16 protein-coding genes are annotated in these 19209 nt (G+C 70.1%); 10 read left to right on the top strand and 6 right to left on the bottom strand.

Annotated features, from left to right (window positions below):
* Positions 1–473: 473 nt before the first annotated feature.
* Positions 474–755: a hypothetical protein gene (locus AB0F58_RS29565; protein ID WP_357150048.1), complete on the bottom strand. Its 282-nt coding sequence runs from the start codon at positions 753–755 to the stop codon at positions 474–476.
* Positions 756–1138: 383 nt separating this feature from the next.
* Between AB0F58_RS29565 and trpS the strand changes: the two genes are divergently transcribed.
* The 3 genes from trpS (at position 1139) to AB0F58_RS29550 (ending at position 4343) form a co-directional block, all read left to right on the top strand.
* Positions 1139–2218: a tryptophan--tRNA ligase gene (gene trpS / locus AB0F58_RS29560; protein WP_357150045.1), complete on the top strand. Its 1080-nt coding sequence runs from the start codon at positions 1139–1141 to the stop codon at positions 2216–2218.
* A 66-nt stretch (positions 2219–2284) separates the two neighbouring features.
* The gene (locus tag AB0F58_RS29555; RefSeq protein ID WP_357150042.1) at positions 2285–3442 is read left to right on the top strand and encodes a tRNA guanosine(34) transglycosylase Tgt; all 1158 of its coding nucleotides are present in this window, start codon (positions 2285–2287) and stop codon (positions 3440–3442) included.
* Positions 3443–3449: 7 nt separating this feature from the next.
* Positions 3450–4343, top strand: a complete 894-nt coding sequence (locus AB0F58_RS29550) for a hypothetical protein (protein ID WP_357150039.1) — start codon at positions 3450–3452, stop codon at positions 4341–4343.
* Between the two features lie 12 nt (positions 4344–4355).
* Here the strand turns inward: AB0F58_RS29550 and AB0F58_RS29545 are convergent, their stop codons facing one another.
* The 5 genes from AB0F58_RS29545 to AB0F58_RS29525 all read right to left on the bottom strand — a co-directional run bounded on the left by AB0F58_RS29545 (position 4356) and on the right by AB0F58_RS29525 (position 10261).
* Complete coding sequence (locus AB0F58_RS29545) at positions 4356–5609, bottom strand: aminotransferase class III-fold pyridoxal phosphate-dependent enzyme (RefSeq protein WP_357150036.1); 1254 nt, start codon at positions 5607–5609, stop codon at positions 4356–4358.
* A gap of 31 nt (positions 5610–5640) precedes the next feature.
* Positions 5641–7155 (bottom strand): GMC family oxidoreductase, encoded by a 1515-nt coding sequence (locus AB0F58_RS29540; protein WP_357150033.1) that lies wholly within the window; start codon positions 7153–7155, stop codon positions 5641–5643.
* A 172-nt stretch (positions 7156–7327) separates the two neighbouring features.
* Entirely contained in the window at positions 7328–8155 is an 828-nt protein-coding gene (locus AB0F58_RS29535; protein ID WP_357150030.1) for an SDR family NAD(P)-dependent oxidoreductase, read from the bottom strand.
* A complete protein-coding gene (locus tag AB0F58_RS29530) occupies positions 8152–9399 on the bottom strand; it encodes a glycosyltransferase family 4 protein (protein WP_357150027.1) in 1248 nt (415 codons plus the stop codon). Before AB0F58_RS29530 ends, AB0F58_RS29535 begins: the two co-directional genes overlap by 4 nt.
* A 37-nt stretch (positions 9400–9436) precedes the next feature.
* A complete protein-coding gene (locus AB0F58_RS29525; protein WP_357150024.1) occupies positions 9437–10261 on the bottom strand; it encodes an Rmt family 16S rRNA (guanine(1405)-N(7))-methyltransferase in 825 nt (274 codons plus the stop codon).
* 348 nt (positions 10262–10609) lie between these two features.
* On the opposite strand from AB0F58_RS29525, the gene AB0F58_RS29520 reads away from it, so the two are divergent.
* The 7 genes from AB0F58_RS29520 to queF all read left to right on the top strand — a co-directional run bounded on the left by AB0F58_RS29520 (position 10610) and on the right by queF (position 19028).
* Entirely contained in the window at positions 10610–11818 is a 1209-nt protein-coding gene (locus AB0F58_RS29520; RefSeq protein WP_357150021.1) for a DegT/DnrJ/EryC1/StrS family aminotransferase, read from the top strand.
* Positions 11819–11948: 130 nt separating this feature from the next.
* Complete coding sequence (locus tag AB0F58_RS29515) at positions 11949–13133, top strand: 2-deoxy-scyllo-inosose synthase (RefSeq protein ID WP_357150018.1); 1185 nt, start codon at positions 11949–11951, stop codon at positions 13131–13133.
* The gene (locus AB0F58_RS29510) at positions 13126–14151 is read left to right on the top strand and encodes a Gfo/Idh/MocA family oxidoreductase (RefSeq protein ID WP_357150015.1); all 1026 of its coding nucleotides are present in this window, start codon (positions 13126–13128) and stop codon (positions 14149–14151) included. Before AB0F58_RS29515 ends, AB0F58_RS29510 begins: the two co-directional genes overlap by 8 nt.
* On the top strand, positions 14144–15412 hold the full coding sequence (locus AB0F58_RS29505; RefSeq protein ID WP_357150013.1) for a glycosyltransferase family 4 protein: 1269 nt from the start codon (positions 14144–14146) through the stop codon (positions 15410–15412). The genes AB0F58_RS29510 and AB0F58_RS29505 overlap by 8 nt, the downstream gene beginning before the upstream one ends.
* 1 nt (position 15413) lies before the next feature.
* Positions 15414–17393, top strand: a complete 1980-nt coding sequence (locus AB0F58_RS29500) for a radical SAM protein (RefSeq protein ID WP_357150010.1) — start codon at positions 15414–15416, stop codon at positions 17391–17393.
* Entirely contained in the window at positions 17393–18649 is a 1257-nt protein-coding gene (locus AB0F58_RS29495) for a DegT/DnrJ/EryC1/StrS family aminotransferase (RefSeq protein ID WP_357150007.1), read from the top strand. The genes AB0F58_RS29500 and AB0F58_RS29495 overlap by 1 nt, the downstream gene beginning before the upstream one ends.
* A 7-nt stretch (positions 18650–18656) precedes the next feature.
* Positions 18657–19028, top strand: a complete 372-nt coding sequence (gene queF, locus AB0F58_RS29490; RefSeq protein ID WP_357150004.1) for a preQ(1) synthase — start codon at positions 18657–18659, stop codon at positions 19026–19028.
* The last annotated feature ends 181 nt before the right edge of the window (positions 19029–19209 follow it).

The raw sequence follows: 19209 nt of genomic DNA, 5'->3' as shown, positions 1-19209 counted from the left end.
CTCACCGGGAACCATCCGGGGCTTTCCCTGCCCCCGCCACTCTCGCGGCGAGCACTTCTACTACGTTACCTCACCGTTTCCGCCGTGTCAAACCGTGTGTCCCGGTCTGTCGTGCTTGGTACGGTTTGGCACCGCTGACCGCAGGCAGCGGCGAACCACTGCGCTTGATCATCGGATTCAGCAGGCCGGCCGCTGCGGTTTCCCGCTCGCTCGCCCGGTTCCCTGCCGGTCGTGAACCTTACCCGGCCGGTTCCGCCCCGCCAAATCGACCCCGCGGTCGATCCGGTGGAGCACCACCCGGATCCGGCCCCGGAGGAGTGAACCCCGCCGGACCCGTTGCCGTCCTCGGTCCGGACTCTCAGGTGTTTCGCCTGTTTCGTCCGTTCCGCGCTGGCAGAGAGAAAGTTACGCGTCCCGGGGTTTGGACGTCAAATCGGGGGGGTAGCGGCCCGCGTCACATCGTCGACGCCGGGCTATATCGCCTGGTCGTTCGGGTTGGCACCGCGGTTGCGGGCGCGCCGCTGGGCGAGCAGGGCCCGGACACCGAGTACGCCGACCGCCGTACCGATGGTCAGGGAGGCGGCGATGAGCAGCGCGTGGATCCAGAGGAAGCCGGTCCCGCCACCCTCGGCGACCGTCCCGGTCGTCCACGACCGGGGGTCGTTCCAGATGGCGACCGCGAACCTCGGCCAGATGAACCAGGTCCAGATCCCGACGCCGGTGAGGAAGAGCGCCCAGCCACGTGACAGCACCATGGCCGACGAGTATGCCAGCGCCGGCACACGTCGGGCCTGGTCACGTCGGGCCTGGTCGCGCCGGACCGGGACCCCCCACCGGGGCTGACGGGGTTACCGTGGACGCGTGGTCCGGACGAGCAACCTCCCGCCGGCGGGCGTCGACCTGAGCGACGAGCTGCCGGCCGACGCCGCGTCGTATCCGGCGGCGACCACCAGGTCCGGCGATGGGCGTGACCGCCTCCTGGACGTCCTTCGTGCCCGCGGGCTGCGGTTCCGCGACGGCGCGCGATGGCAACCGACCCGCTGAGTCGACCCTGCTGATCACCGACCGGGACGCCCCGTCCCGCGTCGACGCGCGCACGCGAAAACCACCACCCGTACGACACGAGAGGCGTACCACCATGTCCGCTGCACGGATGCTCACCGGCGACCGCCCGACCGGGCGGCTGCACCTCGGCCACTACGTCGGCAGCATCGCCAACCGGGTGCGGTTGCACCAACGCTACGAGAGCTTCTTCATCATCGCCGACCTGCACATGCTCACCACGAAGAACACCCGCGAGGACATCTCCCGCGTCGCCGGCAACGCCCGGGAGATGGTGCTCGACGTCCTCGCCGCCGGGGTGGAGCCGGACCGGGCCACGTTCTACCTCCAGTCCGCCGTACCCGAGGTCGGCGACCTGAACACGCTCCTCCAGAACCTGGTCACGGTGCCGAGGCTGGAGCGGGTGCCGTCGTTGAAGGAGATGGCCCGGGCCGCCGGCAAGGAGGAGATGCCGTACGGGCTGCTCGGCTATCCCGTCCTCCAGGCGGCGGACATCCTCTGCGTCCGGGCCGACGTGGTACCGGTGGGCCGGGACAACGCCGCGCACGTGGAGGTGACCCGGGAGGTGGCCCGCCGGTTCAACCACCTCTACGGGGAGGTGCTCCCGGTACCGGAGATGATCCACGCCGAGACGCCGGTGCTGGTCGGTACGGACGGTCGCGCCAAGATGAGCAAGAGTCTCGGCAACGCCATCGCGCTCGCCGACGAACCGGCGGTGGTGCGCCGCAAGGTGCTGGGGATGTACACCGACCCGAACCGGGTCCGGGCCGACGTGCCGGGGACGGTGGTGGGGAACCCGGTCTTCGCCTACCACGACGTGTTCAACCCGGACCGGGCCGAGGTCGACGAGTTGAAGGACCGTTACCGGGCCGGCCGGGTCGGTGACGTCGAGGTCAAGGAGCGGCTCGCGGTGGCGCTCAACCGGTTCCTCGACCCGATGCGCGAACGCCGGGCCGGCTTCGCGGCCGAGCGGGGGCTCGTCGACCAGTTGATCGCCGACGGCACGGAACGGACCCGCCAGGAGGTCCGGCAGACCCTCGTCGAGGTACGTCGGGCGATGGGGCTGACCGGCGCGTACCAGCAGATCCGACGCCGGGCCGAGCGGTCCCGGCGCCGGGCGGGCACGCCGGCCGCCGCCGGCACGGGCGGCGCCTGAGGTTCGGCCCGCCGGGGCACGTATCCTGGAGAATCCGTCTGCCCGCTGCCGAGGAGCTGCGACCTGATGACCTCCGCGGACCCTGCCGCCCCGGCGGGCCCCACGCTGGACACCGCCCACGGGTCGGTCGTCCTGCCCACCTTCCTGCCCGACGGCACCCGGGCCTCGGTCCGGGCGGTCGACACCCTCGACCTGGCCACGGTGGGGATCCAGGCGGTGATGGTCAACGCGATGCACCTGGCCCAGCGTCCCGGTCTGCAGAGCATCAAGCGGGCCGGCGGGCTGCACCGCTTCATGGCGTGGGACGGCGTGATCGTCTCCGACTCGGGCGGGTTCCAGGTGCTCTCCCTGCTCCGCAAGCAGGGCAAGAAGGGCTCGATCCGGGCCAGCGGGGTGACCTTCCAGGAGTCGCCCACGGCGAAGAAGATCGTGCTGACCCCGGAAAAGGTCATCGAGTGGCAGTTCGGACTCCGCTCCGACGTGGTGGTCGCTCTGGACGACTGCACCGGCCCGGAGGACTCCCCGGCCGAGCAGCTCGCCTCGACCGAGCGGACGATCCGCTGGTTCCGGCAGGCCCGCCAGGCGTACGACCTCCAGTGCCGGCAGCGGCGGATGGCGGAGTCGCCGCTGCTGGTCGGGGTGGTGCAGGGCGGTACCGATCCGGAGCTGCGCCAGCGCTGCTTCGACGCCCTCGTCGAGTCCGGGGCGCAGGGGTTCGGGTTCGGGGGCTGGCCGCTCAGCGCCGAGGGTGAGCTGGAGCGCGACATGTTCGCCCTGCTCTCCCGGATCACCCCGCAGGACGCGCCGTTGTTCGCCCTCGGGGTCGGGCGGCCCGAGCACCTGGTCTCCCTCTGCGAGCTGGACATGCGCTGGGTCTTCGACTGCACGATCCCGACCCGGGACGCCCGGCACGGCCGGCTCTACGCGTTCGTGCCGGAGATCGCCGACCGGCTGCTCACCCCGGACCGGAGCTTCTACCAGAACGTCTACATCCTGGACGAGGAGAACTCCCGCAAGGACGAGCCGATCTGCGCCACCTGCGACTGCCCGACCTGCCGGCGGTACAGCCGCAGTTACCTGCACCACCTCTTCCGGGTGAAGGACGGCCTGGCGGACCGGCTCGCCACCCTGCACAACCTGCGCTTCTACACCCGGCTGTTGGAGATGATCCGGGCCGGACGGATGGCCCGGCCCGGTGTGCGCGAGCCGGCCCGGCTCGGGTGACCGGCCGGTGACGTCGCCCCCGCCGGGCCTGGCGCCGGCCGGTGAGCCGACGCCGGCCACGCTGCCGGAGCCGGCCACCGCCGTGCCGTCGCCGCGGACGGACTCACCCGCCGTGGCGAGGGTGATCGTCCGGCTCACCACCGCCGCCAAGTACCGGGACGTCCACCCGGAGACCATCGCCGACCTGGTCCGGCGGGAGGGGCGAACCACCGGCGACGCGGCCGAACTGGAACGGCTTGTCCGCGCCCGGCTGCACAAGGTGGCCGCCCTGCACCTGCTCACCGCCCGGCCGGCGGCGCTGCGCCGGGCGCTGGACCGGGCCGATCTCGACGACCCGCAGGCCCGACGGGACTGGTGCCGGCAGGTGCTGGCCGGCCACTTCTCCACCGCCGAGCGCCTGACCGACCTGGACGCCTTCTATCCGACCCTGTTCGGGCTGGTGCCGCCGCCGGCGACGGTGGCCGACGTCGCCTGCGCGCTGAACCCGTTCACCCTGCCCTGGCTGCGGGAGGTGAGCGACGCGCGGTACGTCGGCTACGACTTCAACGCGACCTTCGTGGCGCTGGGCAACGCGTTCCTCGCCCGGACCCATCCGGAGTGCGAGATCCGGCACGAGGAGGTGCTCACCGACGGCCACCAGGTGAGCGCGGATCTCGCCCTGCTGCTCAAGACGTACCACTGCATGGAGGGACGCCGGCCCGGCGCGGGGCTGGCGCTGGTCGACCGGCTGGCCTGCCGGCACGTGGTGGTGTCGTTCCCCACCCGGGCCATGAACGGCCGGGCGGCGGTCTTCGTGCCCCGCCACGTCGAGGAGCTGGCCGAGCTGGCCCGCGACCGGGGTTGGCGCTGGTCGCGGGCCACTCTGCCGTCGGAGGACCTGGTGGCGATCCACAAGGAGTGACCGCCGGCGGCCTCAGTCCTCCCAGAGGCGCTCGACGATCGCGGTGGTCTCCTCCCGGGTGCGCGGCCGGTCCGGCAGACCGTCCATCGCGCCCCAGGCGCTGGCGTACCAGGACTCCTCGGTGAGTTCCCGGTCGGTGAAGCGGCCGGTGAGCGCGGCGCAGACCCGGTCGATCCGCCCGCACGCGTCCTCGACCACCTCGTCGGTGAACGCCGCCGAGGGGGTCTGGTTGTCGCCCTCGAAGAAGAGCAGCCCCTCGGCCGCCGCGGCGGCGTGGAAGGCGTCCTGCACCTCGTCGTCGGCGCAGACGAACTGGAAGAGGTTGCCGTTGCCGGCGAGGTCGATCGGGACGCCGGCACCGGCGAACGCCGCCCGGGTGTGGGCGATGAAACGGTCGCCGGCCGCCCGGATGGCCCGCTGCGTCTCGCCGGTCGCCATCCGGCGCAGCGTGGTGGTCGCGGCGGCCAGCGCGGTCGGCTCGAAGTACGAGGTGAACGAGACGTCCTCCAGCGCGGCGAGCAGGTGGGCGTCCCCGCCCACCGCCGCGACCGGGGAGCCGTTGGCCAGGCACTTCGCCACGATCCAGACGGCCGGGTCGAGGAGGGGGGTGGAAAGCCCACCCCGGTATCGGAGACCCACCTTGACCTCGTCGGCGATGACCGGGACGTCCGCCTCCTTCGTCAGCCGGGTGAACTCGGTGTACCAGCGCTCGCCCAGATGCATGTGGTCCGGGGAGATGACCACCGCGGCCACCTGCTCCGGGCGGCTGAGCCACTCGGCGAGCACGTCCAGGTCGAAGAGGAACTCGACCACGCCGTGCTGGTTGGGGGTGAAGGCCTCGTCGCAGTGCCACATCGGGTCGTATCCGTGGTAGCCGGAGCTGAGCACGATCGACCGGTCCCGGGCGTCCCGGACGGCGCAGGTCACCGAGCGGAGCGCGGCGGTGCCGGTGCGGTAGAGGCCGACCACGTCGCCGCCGCACACTTCCTGCAACTGGCCGAGCAGGTCGTCCAGGACCGGACTCCATGCGGTGCCCACCCCCGAACGGCCCCGGGCGGCGCGGGCGATCGCCTCGGCGACCTCCTCGTCACCGTGGCCGAGGATGACCGAGCCACGGGCGTTGTCGAAGTCCACCCACCGCCGGCCGTCCGGGTCGGTCAGGTACGCTCCCGAGCCCTCGACGAAGACCCGGGGACGGCCGTCGGCGTCCCGGGGGCAGGTGGGTTCCTGGGCCAGCAGCTTGCCGGCGCCGATGTCGATGGTCATCGTGTCGCTCGATTCGTTCCGTTCCGACAGGTCACAGCGAGAAATCGGGGTCGACGCCGAACTCCCGGACCAGGAGCTCGCGGGCCATCCGCAGGGCGAGGGCCTGGATGGTCAGGGTGGGGTTGACGCCACCCGGGTAGGGCATCACGCCCCCGTCGACCACCATCAGGTTCGTCAGGCCGTGCACCCGACCGTCCGGGTCGGTGACCGAGGTGCGGGGGTCGGTGCCGGAACGGCAGGTGCCGTGCAGGTGGGTGCTGCCCATCCAGAAGTACGACGACTCGCGCCAGGTCAGCTCACAGCCGGCAGCCCGCAGGATCTCCTCGGCCCGCCGTTGGAGGTACTCCAGGCGGGCCCGGTCCCGGGGGTGGGGCGAGTAGTCCATCACCACGTCCGGCACGCCGAACTCGTCGACGCTCCGGCCGAGGGAAACCCGGTTCTCGGCGCGGGGCTGGTCGGGCACCAGGCACTCCAGCCGGATGATCTGCTCGTCGGGACGCAGCCGGAGGGACTCCTCCGGTTGGGACTCGAAGATCACCCCGCCGAGTCCGCCGGGCGCGTCGTCGGCGGTGTAGTAGTCGGTGATGGCGGCGGTGGAGAACGGCCCCGGACCGGTGATCCGGTCGCCGCCCGGGGTGTCGGTGCGCCGGTAGCCGAGGACGTACCCGCTCATCTTGAAGCACAGGCCCCGGCCGACCATGTCGTGCTCGTTGCCCAGGCCCTGCGGGCTCAGCTCGTCGGCCGAGCGCAGCAGCAGGGAGGCGCTCTGCACGGCGTTGCCGGCGACGACCACGTGCCGGGCCCGCAGGACGTGCCGGTTGCCGTTGTCCACCCGGACACACTCGACACCGTCCACGCTGGTGGCGTCCCGCCGGAGCAGCCGGACGGCCTTCAGGCCGGCGAAGAGCCGCAGCCCGGCCTTGCGGGCCGGTTCGAGGAAGACGGTGAGCGCGTCCCCCTTGGCCCCACGGTCGCACCGGTTGGAGATGCACGGGCGCTCGCCGGCGCAGGCCAGGCGCCCGTGGTACGACTCGGTGGCGATGGCCAGCGGCGTCGGGAAGGGGTTCAGGCCGAGCGAGCGGGCCGCCGCCCGGATGACCGCGCCCTCCGCGGTGGTCTCGACCGGCCGCATCGGGTACGCCGGGTTGGTCGGCAGGCTCGGGTCGTGCCCGCCACCGGAGATGCCGAGCGCCATCTCCACGAACTCGTAGTAGGGGTCCAGTTCGTCCACCGTCCACGGCCAGCGCAGTGGCAGGTCGGAGCGGCCCAGCCGGCTCTCCGCGTCGAAGTCGACCGGACGGTAGCGGAAGGCCGCGCCGCCGAAGAAGACGGTTCCCCCACCGACGTTGCAGGTGGACCAGGGGTTGCCGGTCTTCTCCCAGAGGCCGCTGTCCTGACGGATCCAGGCGGTCTCGGCGATCGTCTCGACGTCGTCGTAGCTCACCCAGGGGTCCACGAAGGGGCCCTGTTCGACGACCACGACGTCCAGACCGGCGCGTTGCAGGGCCCAGGCGGTGATCGCACCGGAGGCGCCGCTGCCGATCACACAGACGTCGGCGACGCGGGCGGTGTCGTCGGCGGTCGGCTCCGGGCCGTACCGCAGCCGGGCCCTGACGTCCTCGTGACCGGCATTGAGGTCGACGGAAACGCTGATGAGAACCTCCCGGGTTGGGTCTGCGTGCCGGCCGGCCGCCTCAGGTCGCGACGGGGCCGACCGGTCACTGGGGTTGTCCGTGCGGAGGTACGGCTGTCGGGGGTGCGCCGACGGTCACCGGACCGGCCCGGAGCGCGTCGGGTGGACACCGGACGGTGAGCACCTGCCCGGTGGTCCCCTCTCCCGGAGCGGCCGTGACGGCCCAGGCCACCAGGCGCGCGGCGGCCGTGGTGTCGTCGGGTGCCTCCGGACCGCCCATGTCGGTGGGGATCCAGCCCGGGTCGACCGCGTTGACGACGACGTCCTGTCCGCGCAGGGCGACCGCCAGGTTGACGGTCATGATGTTCAGCGCGGCCTTGGACATCCGGTAGCCGGTGGCCTCCCCGTCGGCGGTGGCCGGGTCGGCGTCGTCGGCGGTCACGTTGACCACGGCGGCCCCCGCCGCGGCGGTCAGCAACGGCAGCATGGCGCGGGTCACCAGCAGGGGGCCGACGGCGTTGACGGCGAGCAGTTCGTGGACCGCCTCGGCGGTGACGCTCTCCAGGCCGGCGTCGCGTTCGTCGAGGAAGACCCCGGCGTTGTTGACCAGGCCGGCGAGGCGCCCGTCGGTGCGGTCGGCGACCAGGTCGGCCGCGACCGCGATGCTCACCGGGGAGGTCACGTCCAGGGGTACGTGGCTGGCCCGGCCGCCCCGACGACGCAGCGCCGCGGCCGCCTCCGCGCCGCGCCGGTCGTCGCGGCAGCCGAGCAGGACGGACCAGCCGTCGTCGACCAGGAGGGTGGCGGTGGCCAGGCCGAGTCCCCGGTTCCCGCCGGTGACCAGGACGTGACCCCGGGCCGGGCTGGTGTCCGGGTCCGCGGGGGCGGTGTCCACGTTCCGCTGCCCGGTCACGTCCCGCTCGCCGCCCCGGACCCGGCGAGGGCGGCGCGGTAGCAGTCCAGCATCCGGTCCCGGGTGGCGGACATGTCGAAGGTGCTGGCGGTGTCGGTCTGCGCCGCGTGGATCCGGGCGACCACCGCGTCCCGGTCGGCCAGCACGCGCCGGACGACCCCGGCGAGGCCGCGCACGTCGCCGGGCTCGCTGAGCAGGTCGGGACAGGCCGAGCCGATGGTGCTGCGCAGGCCCCCGACCGCGTAGGCGGCGACCGGGGTGCCCGCCATGATCGCCTCGATCGCGCTGCCGCCGAGTTCCTCGTGGATCGAGGGCATGACCAGGGTGTCGACCAGGGCGAGGGCGGCCGGCACCTGGTCGTGCGGGAGGAAGCCGGTCACCACGAACTGGTGCGCGCGGCCCGCCTCGGCGATCTCCTTCTCCATCCGTTCCCGCTGCGGGCCGTCGCCGACGACGAGGAAGGTCGGGGAGAGGTCGTCCAGATGTTCGGCCAACTTGAGCAGGTCGGGCCAGCCCTTCTCGTGGGCGACCCGGCCGATGTAGCCGATGAGCGGCCGGCGGCCGGTCAGGCCGTACCGCTCGGCGAACGCCGTCGCCTCGGCCTCCGTCGCCGGGGTGATGTCGACCGCGTCCGGGTTGACCACGATGCTGGAGCGGTCCAACCCGGTCGCGGCGCTCACCACGTCGGCGGTCCGGGCGGTGAGGGTGCTGACCCGGGCCGCGGAGCGCAGCGCCTGCCGTTCCGCCTGGGTGACCAGGCGGTGCGCCATGGCGTCCACCGCCGACATCGGCTGGTATACGGAGAGCCGGGAACAGTGCAGGGTGAGCACGTACGGCACGCCGAGGATCCGGGCGGCGATCCGACCCGCGACCAGCGGCCAGATCTGGCCGTCGGCGTGCACGTGGACGAGATCGGGCCGCCAGTCGCCGCGACGCAGCCGGAGGCACTCCCGAATGGTGCCGACCAACCACGCCTGTCCCAGTCCGACCAGACCGGTGATCTCGGAGCGGATCTGGGGCAGGGACACCCGGGCGATCCGGACGGTCAGTCCCGGCTCGATCTGCTTCGACGGCGGCAGCCCGGGAAAGCCCAGGGTCAGCACCAGCTGGTCGACGCCCGCCCTGGCCAGGCTGCGGGACAACGCCAGGATCTGCACCTGCATACCGCCCACCGGATCGAACTCGGCCGGCCAGTGGTCGACGTAGTCGTGGTGGAAAAAGGGAGTCAGCCGAAGTACACGCACGACGCCATCCGATTCTCCCGGAATATGTGGCGGAAAGCTATTTCTGAATGACGTAAATCAGCTCGCTGCCGATCTCCAGTCGCTGAATGCCACACGACCGTTCTCTGGCCTGGGACTCAAAACTCTGTGAATAGTTCTGAAACATCCCTTTCGATCGCTGACCGAGAGACTTGGTCGGGAAGGTTACCACGATAATCGGCGAGTTGACAATGTCAATCACTTCCCAGCCGGATCCTCGTCGCTGAGTCTCCAGACAGGGCAGCGTCTTCAGCAATAGCGTGACGTCGGCCGGCTCGTCAAGACGGTCGGCCAGGAGGTCGGCCACGCTCGTGCGGTGGGCGACACCCAGCCTGGTCAGGGCGGCGTCCACGAAGCCCACCAGGCGGGCGTCGATGTCGGACGCGACGTAGACGGTCTGGTCGGACAGCCCCATCCAGGGGGCGGCCAACGGGTTGAGGCCACAGGCGAGGTCACGCAGCGTATTCGGCTGCGGCACATGGCGGAAGATCTCCCGATAGAACTCCTCGAGCTGCGGCAACCGCTCGCGGGTGGACACATGCACCGACATCGCGCGACGCAGAGCGGCCCGGACCTCCTCGTCGGCACCGGCCGCCACAGCGGATTCCAGCTGCCGCAGCAACGCTGCGTAGTTGGGTGGACTGGGCGGCAGGAAGGCGCCGTAGATCTCGTGCAGCCCGCGCTTGGTGCGCTTGACCGCGTCGGGTACGTCACCGCGGGCCGCGACGAGGGCGGCCTGGGCCAGGCGGCGCACGGTCGCCGGGGCCACCGTCTGGTAGCGCCGGCTCTTGGTGATGGCCTGCTCGATCTGGTCGATACGGTCGTCGGCCGCAGATGTCGTCATCGATTCCTCCGAAAGATCCTGAACCGGTAGCGAAGCGGAAAAATTCCCCCACCAATATGGCCGCCCGCACACCAAGAGTTATTGGTCGGTGTACCGAAAGTTGTTACGCGAGTATTACCGGCCGCACCTGGGAGCGCTCGCACCCCGCACCCGGTCACGTCCATGATGGCCGCCCTGTCCCGCAAGCCCGGCTTGGCCGGTTTTTGCACGTCGACACTGGTGATTGCGTCTGGCACACTTGGCCGGGGCCGCGATCTAACGGTTGCCACAGTCTGGCTTGGGGAGGACGTGAAAGTGACCCTTCTTGCCGTCAATGGCGGTTCCCCTATACGTTCGCAGCAGTGGCCGTTGTGGCCCGCTCCTGCGCCCGGCGCCCTCGACGCACTGAACGAGGTTCTCCATTCCGGCCGATGGGCCATCAGCGGGCCGTATCAGGGGAAGCAGAGCTTCGAGCGGCGTTTCGCGACGGCGTTCGCCGAGTTCCACGGCATCGGGCACTGCGTGCCGACCTCCAGCGGAACGGCCAGCCTCATGGTCGCGCTCGAGGCGTGCGGGGTCGGTGCCGGTGACGAGGTTATCATCCCCGGTCTGACCTGGGTCGCCAACGCATCCACCGTCGCCGGAGTCAACGCGGTCCCCGTCCCGGTCGACGTGGACCCGCAGACCCTCTGTCTCGACCCGGCGGCCGTCGAGCGGGCGATCACCCCGCGGACCGCGGCCATCGTCGTGGTCCACCTCTACTCCGCCGTGGCCGACCTGGACGCGTTGACCGCGGTCGCCGCACGGCACGACATCCCGCTGATCGAGGACTGCGCACAGGCGCACGGCGCGCGCTACCGCGACCGTCGGGTCGGCACGTTCGGCGCCTTCGGCACCTTCAGCATGCAGCACAGCAAGGTGCTCACCAGTGGTGAGGGCGGTGCCGTGATCACCGGGGACCCGGCGCTCTCCCGGCGGGCCGAGCACCTGCGGGCGGACGGCCGTACCTACACGCCGGACGAGCCCGCCGTGGGCGAGATGGAGCTGGCCCAGACCGCGGAGCTGATGGGCAGCAACCGTTGCCTGTCGGAGTTCCAGGCGGCGCTCCTGCTCGGCCAGCTCGAACTGCTCGACGAGCAGAACGAGCGGCGGCGGGCGAACGCGGCCCTGCTCGACGAGGGTCTCGGGGCGCTCGGCATCCAGCCCCAGGTCTCCTCGCCCGGCACCACCGAGCGCACCTACTACGAGTGGGCGGGGCGGATCTCCGACGACGAGATCGGGCAGATCGGCGTGGAACGGATCGCCCCCGCGGTCGCGGCCGAACTCTCCGGAGCGGCCATCTACGCCAGCTACCCGCCCATGAACCACAACCGGCTCTACCGGCCCGCCACCCGGACCCGGTTCACCGGTGTCACCGGGCTCGACCTGACCGGCTACGCACTGCCGGTCGCCGAGGACGCCGGCCAGCGGGTCGTCACGATCCACCACTCGGCGCTGCTGGGCAACGAGTCGGACATGAAGGACATCGTTCGCGCCTTCGAGAAGGTGTTCACGAATCACCGAGAGCTGCACGGCTGACCACCGGGCCGGTCGGGACACCCCGTCGGCCCGGTGCTGGTCGCTGCGACCGGATGTCCCGGACCCGGGACATCCGATTGGCAAGGGCCCCATCCAAGGGTGGTAAGGACCCGTGACGAAGGGTTTGCGTATGGAGGTCGAGATACGCCTGGGCACGGTGCGGTATCCGTTCCGGCTCGGCACCGACTGTCTCGGTGCCATCGTGGAAGACCTGGTCGCCATGTCGGCCAGCCGGCTCCTGATCGTCTGCGACAGCAACACCGGTCCACTGTTCGGCGCGGAACTGGTCGAACGGCTCTCTCCACGGGTCCCGGCGAACCTGCTCATCCATCGAGCCGGTGAGCCGTACAAGGACCTCCAGGCCGTCGGCACGCTCGCCGAGTCGGCGCTGCAACTCGGCGCGGACCGCGCCTCGGTGGTGGTCGCCGTCGGCGGTGGCGTGATCGGCAACATAGCGGGGTTGATGGCCGCACTGCTCTTCCGCGGGATCCGCCTCGTGCACATCCCGACGTCGCTCATCGCGATGTCCGACTCGGTCCTCTCCCTCAAGCAGGCGGTCAACGCCTGCGTGGGCAAGAACCTGGTCGGCACCTTCTACGCACCGGAGTCCGTCCTGGCCGACACCGCCATGCTGCGGAGCCTGCCGTTCCGGGAGACGGTCTCCGGCCTCTGCGAGGTCGTCAAGAACTCGCTGGCCATCCGGCCGACCATGGTCGAGATGCTCCGGACGTCGCTGCGGCAGGACGCCTGCTACGACGACGAGACGATGTACCAGATCATCTCCGAGAGCATCCTGGCCAAGGCCTCGGTGACCGAGGACGACATGCACGAGTGCCGGGCCGGGCTGGTGCTCGAGTACGGCCACACGGTCGGGCACGCCATCGAGTACACCGCCGCCGGCGGGCTCTCCCACGGCCAGTCCATCGGCCTCGGCATGGTGGTCGCCGCCGAGGTGTCCCACCGGCTCGGCCACCTCGACCAGGAGGCGGTCGCCCTGCACCGGGAGCTGTTGACCCGGGCGGGTGCGATGGTGGCCATCCCCGAGGAGGTCGACCTCGACGAGGTGATGCACCGGCTGCGCTTCGACAACAAGCGTGGCTACCTCGCCGATCCGGCCGAGAGCAGCGCGATGGTCCTCCTCGGTGGGTTGGGCCAACCGCTCTGGCACGACGGCCGACCGCTGGTCTCGGTCCCGATGGCCCTGGTCGGTGAGGTCGTCAACGAGATCGCCTGTCCGGAGATGCCGAACTTCGAGCTGGTTCCGCCGACCGAGGGGGAAAGGGTGCCGGACACGGTGGGTGCTGCCGATGGTTGAGCGCCTGGGCGTCGCCGTCGTCGGCGGCGGGTTCATGGGTGGCGTGCACGCCGAGGTCCTGACCGCCGATCCCCGGGTGGATCTGCGGTGGGTGGTGGACCGGGACGAGCGCGTCGGCACGGACCTGGCCACCCGGTTCGGCGCGCGCGTCACGACGACCCTCGACGAGGCGCTGGCTGACGACACGGTCCGGCTCGTGGTGGTGGCCACCCCCGCCGCCACCCACGAGCCGATCGCGGCGCAGGCGATCGCGGCGGGCCGGCACGTCCTGGTGGAGAAGCCGCTCGTGCTCTCCACCGGGGATGCCCGTCGGTTGGCGGCCGCGGCGCGCGAGCGCGGGGTGATCCTCGCCCACGGTGGCAACTTCGTCTACGCACCGAAGTTCGTCCGGGCCCACGAACTGGCTGCGGACCGGGACGCACTGGGCACCGTTCACTCGGTCCGGGTAGCCTTCCGGACGTCCGGACCGGACACCGACTGGTTCCGCTCGAAGGCGACCGCCGGCGGCGGCGCCCTGACCGACCTCGGCTGGCACGCGGTGGAGTTGTGCCGCTGGATGCTCGGCAAGCCGGCCATCCGCTCCGTCACCGCCTGCACCCGACAGCTCAGTGCCGTCGGGGACGTCGAGGACCAGGGCGTCGTCCTGATCGAGTTCGCCGACGGCGCGATCGGGCAGTGCGACGTCTCCTGGGCCTGCCCCGGTGGTGAACAGCTCACCGTCGAGGTGATCGGCACGGAGGGCCTGGTCACCGCCGACCTCTGGCAGGGCATGGGCGTCGAGGCCTACACCAACACCAAGTTCGGCGCGGTGTGGGAGCCCAACCAGGGGTGGCTGCGTCCCGAGTGGGAATGGATCCGCAACAGCGGATACGTGCACCAGGACCGTCAGGTCGTGGACGCGGTGCTCGAGGGCCGGCCGATGGCGCACACCGCGGACGACGCGGTCGCGGTCGTCGAGGCCCTCGAGGCGGCCTACCGCAGCGCTGCGGACGGACGGAAAGTGGAGACGAATGCCTGACAACAGTGCCCCACGGGGCGTCCTCTCGATGACACCGTTCTTCCTCTACGCCGACCACCAGAAGCTGTGGAAGCCACGGTTCGACCCGATGGGCGGCATGCACGTGCTGGGCCACGCGATCGTGACGGAGATGGGCCGGCGGGGCTTCCCGCAGCGGGTCCTCACCATGGCCCCGCCCGGCATCCCGAAGGACCTCCAGATCGCGCCGAACATCACCGTGCACGCCCGGCGTCTGCCGGTGCTGCCGATCCCGTCCAAGCTGGAGGGGTACTTCGGCCTGGTCGGGGCATGGGCGAAGGCCAGCCTGCTCTACGTGATGCGCAACAAGGAGCAACTCAAGCGCGAGATCGGGATCGTGCACGCGCACTGCGACGGTTCCGGTTCCGCCCCGGCGTACGCGTACGCCGCAGCGAAGGTGCTCGACGTGCCGATCGTGTCGCACATCTACTCCTGCCGGTCGCTCACCCAGCACCCGACGACCGTGTTCGAGCGGGTGGCCGACCCGGTGGCCAAGTCGGCGGAGAAGTACGTCATCCAGAACTCCGGAGCGGTCCTGACGCTGAGCGACAAGGTCCGCGAGCGGATCCGCGACGAACTGCACGTGCCGGACGACCGGGTACACCGGCTGGCGCACCTGGTGACCGACGACTTCGTCGGTCACGACACTCCCGAACGCCGGGAGGAACTGCGGCAACGCTTCGGTCTGACCGACGACAAGCCGACCGTCCTCTACGTGGGGCGGATATCGTCCGAAAAGGGCGTCGACTGGTTCGTCAAGGCCGCCGCCGAGGTGAACAAGCGACGGGACTGCCGGTTCCTCATCGCCGGGGACGGCCCGCAGCGCGGTGACATCGAGGCGCTGGCCCGGCAGCTCGGGGTCGCCGACAAGCTGGTCATCACCGGCTTCCTGCTCCCGGAGTACATCCCGTCCATCATCTCGCTCTCGACGCTGGCCGTCCTGCCCTCGCAGTACGAGGAGCTGGGCGTCGTGGTGCTCGAGTACATGATGATGAAGCGCCCGGTCGTGGCGCACGACGTCAGCGGTGTCCACAAGCTGGTCGAGCACATGAAGACCGGCGTGCTGGTACCGCCCTTCGACCCTCCGAAGCTCGCCGACGCCATCGAGATGGTTCTCGACGATCCGGACCTGGCCCGTCGCCTGGCGGAGAACGCCGAGCCGATCCCCCAGCAGGAGTACTCGCTGGCCTCGGCGGGTGAACGCCTACAGGCGATCTACCTATCCCTCATGGAGGAGTCCTGAGATGACCGTCACTAACAAGATCGTCACCGGTGTCGCCTTCCCACCGTCGTTGTTGGCGGAGACTCCGCCGATCTCGGTGGCGACGCTCACGGCCTATCTTCGCGACAAGGGCATGCCCGCCCGTGGCCTGGACCTGAACGCGGACTTCAACGAGTACCTGCTCAGCCGGGTCGAGATCGAGCAGGTGCAGGGCCCGGAGAACAGCCACGAGTTCACCCAGCCCTTCATCAAGCAGTTCTTCCTGAACCACATCACCGGCAACTACTTCACCGAGATGAACTTCGAGGAGTGGGAACTGCAGCAGCAGTGCCAGGTGGCCCCGGAGAGCCTCTCCATCTGGGACCCGCCCTTCCCGTTCTCGTACTGCGAGTTCCTCTCGATCCTGCGGGACGACCCGGAGCGCGTCGCCAAGCTGGTCCGGGACCCGAACGCGAACATCTACCACGCCTTCTACCACGACAAGGTCGCCGGTCAGGCCTCCGAGCTGGGCCTGATGGGCTTCTCGATCATGGGGTACAACCAGGTCATCCCCGCGCTGACCCTGGGCTACCTGATGAAGCAGGAGAACCCGGACCTCTACATCTGCTGGGGCGGTCCCTGGGTGACCTCCTTCGCGGACATGCTCATCCCGCGCCTGGAGGCCTGCCCCGAACTGGGCAACCTGATCGACGCGCTGGTCGTCCGGGAGGGCGAGGAGCCGCTGCTGAAGATGGCCGAGGCGCTGTCCCGGGGCGAGCGGCCGGTCGGTATCCCCGGCGGCTGCAAGCCGATGTCGGAGCAGAGCGTGCTCGACACCAAGCCGGTCGGCCGCAAGCTGCTGCTGGAGATGTCCAAGCCGCGGGAGAACATGCCCAACACCCACTGGCGCATCGAGGACGGCACCTACGAGCGCAGCGGTGACATCTCCTGGGTCGCCGACATGAACCAGCTCCCGACCCCGGACTACAGCGACTTCGACCTGTCGCTGTACACCACCTTCCGGGAGGGACAGGGCAGCCTCGTCCTCCAGGGCTCGCGCTCCTGCTACTACATGAAGTGCTCGTTCTGCAACGCGATCACCAACTTCGCGCCGTGGAGCTACCGGGAGCGCAGCACCGAGAACCTCCGCAAGGACATCGACACCTTCCTGGAGCAGTACCCCGGGGTCGTGCACTTCGACTTCGCCGACGCGGTCTTCCCGGCGAAGCGGCTGGTCGAGCTCGCCGACTTCTTCATCGAGAAGAAGCGCCCGGAGCTGTTCTGGGAGGTCGACGTCCGGTTCGAGGGCAACATCGACAAGGCCGTCCTGACCAAGATGCGCGACTCGCAGGGCACCCTGCGCTTCGGCCTGGAGACGGCGAACGAGCGCCTGCTCGACCTGGTCCGCAAGGGCAACCGGATGGACGTCGTCCACCGACTGCTCCAGGACAGCCGGGAACTGGGCTACAAGCCGTTCCTGATGACCATCGTCGGCCTGCCCACCGAGGAGCGGAACGAGGCCGAGGAGCTCTACCAGTTCCTCAGCGACTACCACGACACGGTGACGTACCAGATCGCCGACTTCATCGTCGAGCGGAACTCGCCGATCCAGCTGCGGCCGAACGAGTACGGCATCCACATCGAGGACGACGAGCAGGAGAGCTTCCACCACAACCTGCACTTCACCCGTCGCGCCGGCTACAGCGACGAGGAGGCGCAGGAGGTGTACCGGGACATCCTGGTCCGCACCATGCAGCGGTTCAAGGGCGCCCGCGAGGTCGACGTGGAGCAGGAGCGGAGCCGGGTGGCCCCGGACGACTCGGTCTACCGACTGAGCCTGCGGGCCGGCTCCTTCGCATTGGAGAACTACTGGGTGAAGCACAACAACCTGCCGTTCGAGGGCCTGGTGCCCATCGGCTACAAGGTCCAGCAGCAGTGGACCGACATGACCGACAAGGGCACGGTCTTCGAGATCGACCCGGACATCGCCCTCGGGGCCCTCGCCGGGGCAGGTAGCCGCTGATGACGGAGAAACTGGCGATCCTCGGTGGCGACCCGCTCCGCACCCGGCCCTGGCCGGAGTGGCCGCACGTCGGCCCGGAGGACGTGGATCGGCTGCGGACCGTCATCGAGTCCCGCAACCTCGGTGGCATCCCCTTCCCGAACACCATGCACCAGCAGTTCGCGGAGCGGTTCACCGCCAAGCTCGGGGCGAAGTACGGCCTCCTGGCGACCAACGGCACGGTGACCCTCTCGATGGCGCTGCGCGCGCTCGGGATCCACGCCGGTGACGAGGTGATCACCACCGCCTTCACCTGGGTCGGGACGGTCGCCGGCATCGTGCACGTCAACGCCGTGCCGGTGCTGGCGGACATCTCCGACGACAACTGGTGCATCGACCCGGTGAAGGTCGAGGAGGCGATCACCGACCGGACCAGGGCGATCATGGTGGTACACCTGGGCAACCAGGTCGCCGACATGGACGCGCTGCTGGACATCTGCCGCCGGCACAACCTGCTGCTGATCGAGGACTGCGCGCACGCCCACTTCGCCGAGTGGCGGGGCAAGTGCGTCGGCACCATCGGTGACGCCGGCAGCTACAGCTTCGAGACCAGCAAGATCATGACCTCGGGTGAGGGTGGCTTCCTGGTCACCGCCACCGAGGAGGCGTTCCACCGGGCGATGTCCCTGGCGCACGTGGGCCGCAAGGAGGCCCCGTACGACAGGTTCCCGGGTCGGGTCTTCGGCTGGAACCACCGGGCCACCGAGATGCAGGCAGCCGTCCTGCTGGGGCAGCTCGACCGGTACGACGCCCTCGACAAGCAGCGGACCGCGATGGCGGAGATGCTGACCCAGGGGCTGGTCGAGATCGGCGGCTTCAAGCCGTTGGCGGAGGACCCTCGGGTCACCCGCCGGCAGCGCTACGAGCTGCTGTTCCGGTTCGACACCGAGGCCTGGGACGGGCTGCACCGGGACAAGGTGCTGGAGGCGATCCTCGCCGAGGGCGTGGAGTTCGAGGGGAACACCTTCTACCCGCCGATGCACCGCGACGAGCTGTTCCACATCACCGCCGACGACTGGCCGGCGATCCGGGAGCGGTACGGCGAGAAGATCGAGCCGGACGCGTTCCATCTGCCGGTGGCGGAGCGGGTCGCCTTCGACGAGGCGGTGTGGATCCACCACTCGCTGCTGTCGGTGGAGCCGGAGGACGTACAGGACATGCTGGATGCAGTGGTCAAGGTCCGGGACAATCTGGGGGCGCTGAAGAAGAGCCTATGATCGAGTCATGGCTCTGACGAAGCTCGGTCGGGCGGACACCCCGCCCGACCGATCCCTCGAAACATTCCCGATCGCCGACAGCTCGCAGGAGATCACCATCGACTGCCGGGAGTTCACCTGCCGCTGCCCCATCACCGGGCAGCCGGACTGGGCGACCATCCGGATCGACTACCGTCCGGGCGACCGGGGGGTGGAGACGAAGAGCCTCAAGCTCTACCTGGAGACCTTCCGGGACGAGGGGATCTTCCACGAGCACCTGGCGACGAGGATGCGCGACGACCTGGTGGCGGCCCTCGAACCGGTCTTCCTCAAGGTGACGGTCGACTTCAACGTCCGGGGCGGCATCGCACTGGCGGCGTCCAGCACGTACCAGCGCTGACCGGTCCCCTATAGCGACGAAACGGCGGCGGCCGGTGGTTCCTCCGGGAACCACCGGCCGCCGCCGTTCGTGTGCCGCCTGTCTGATCAGTTCTGTTCGGGGATGAGGACGGGCTTGATGCTCCGGTCCCGACTCACGACCTGCTCGATCGTCGCGTCGATCAACGCGTTCGTCCGCTCGT

Source organism: Micromonospora sp. NPDC023956, from assembly GCF_040639195.1.
In the GTDB taxonomy this organism is placed as follows: Bacteria; Actinomycetota; Actinomycetes; order Mycobacteriales; family Micromonosporaceae; genus Micromonospora.
The sequence above is the reverse complement of the archived record's forward strand: the minus strand, read 5'-3'. Positions and strand labels throughout refer to the sequence as shown.

Excerpts from the sequence above, each read along its gene's own strand:
- AB0F58_RS29565 (WP_357150048.1), bottom strand. The coding sequence starts at position 755 with ATGGTGCTGTCACGTGGCTGGGCGCTCTTCCTCACCGGCGTCGGGATC.
- AB0F58_RS29500 (WP_357150010.1), top strand. The coding sequence starts at position 15,414 with ATGACCGTCACTAACAAGATCGTCACCGGTGTCGCCTTCCCACCGTCG.
- AB0F58_RS29495 (WP_357150007.1), top strand. The coding sequence starts at position 17,393 with ATGACGGAGAAACTGGCGATCCTCGGTGGCGACCCGCTCCGCACCCGG.
- AB0F58_RS29555 (WP_357150042.1), top strand. The coding sequence starts at position 2,285 with ATGACCTCCGCGGACCCTGCCGCCCCGGCGGGCCCCACGCTGGACACC.
- AB0F58_RS29510 (WP_357150015.1), top strand. The coding sequence starts at position 13,126 with ATGGTTGAGCGCCTGGGCGTCGCCGTCGTCGGCGGCGGGTTCATGGGT.
- AB0F58_RS29545 (WP_357150036.1), bottom strand. The coding sequence starts at position 5,609 with ATGACCATCGACATCGGCGCCGGCAAGCTGCTGGCCCAGGAACCCACC.
- AB0F58_RS29505 (WP_357150013.1), top strand. The coding sequence starts at position 14,144 with ATGCCTGACAACAGTGCCCCACGGGGCGTCCTCTCGATGACACCGTTC.
- queF (WP_357150004.1), top strand. The coding sequence starts at position 18,657 with ATGGCTCTGACGAAGCTCGGTCGGGCGGACACCCCGCCCGACCGATCC.
- AB0F58_RS29525 (WP_357150024.1), bottom strand. The coding sequence starts at position 10,261 with ATGACGACATCTGCGGCCGACGACCGTATCGACCAGATCGAGCAGGCC.
- AB0F58_RS29515 (WP_357150018.1), top strand. The coding sequence starts at position 11,949 with ATGGAGGTCGAGATACGCCTGGGCACGGTGCGGTATCCGTTCCGGCTC.
- trpS (WP_357150045.1), top strand. The coding sequence starts at position 1,139 with ATGTCCGCTGCACGGATGCTCACCGGCGACCGCCCGACCGGGCGGCTG.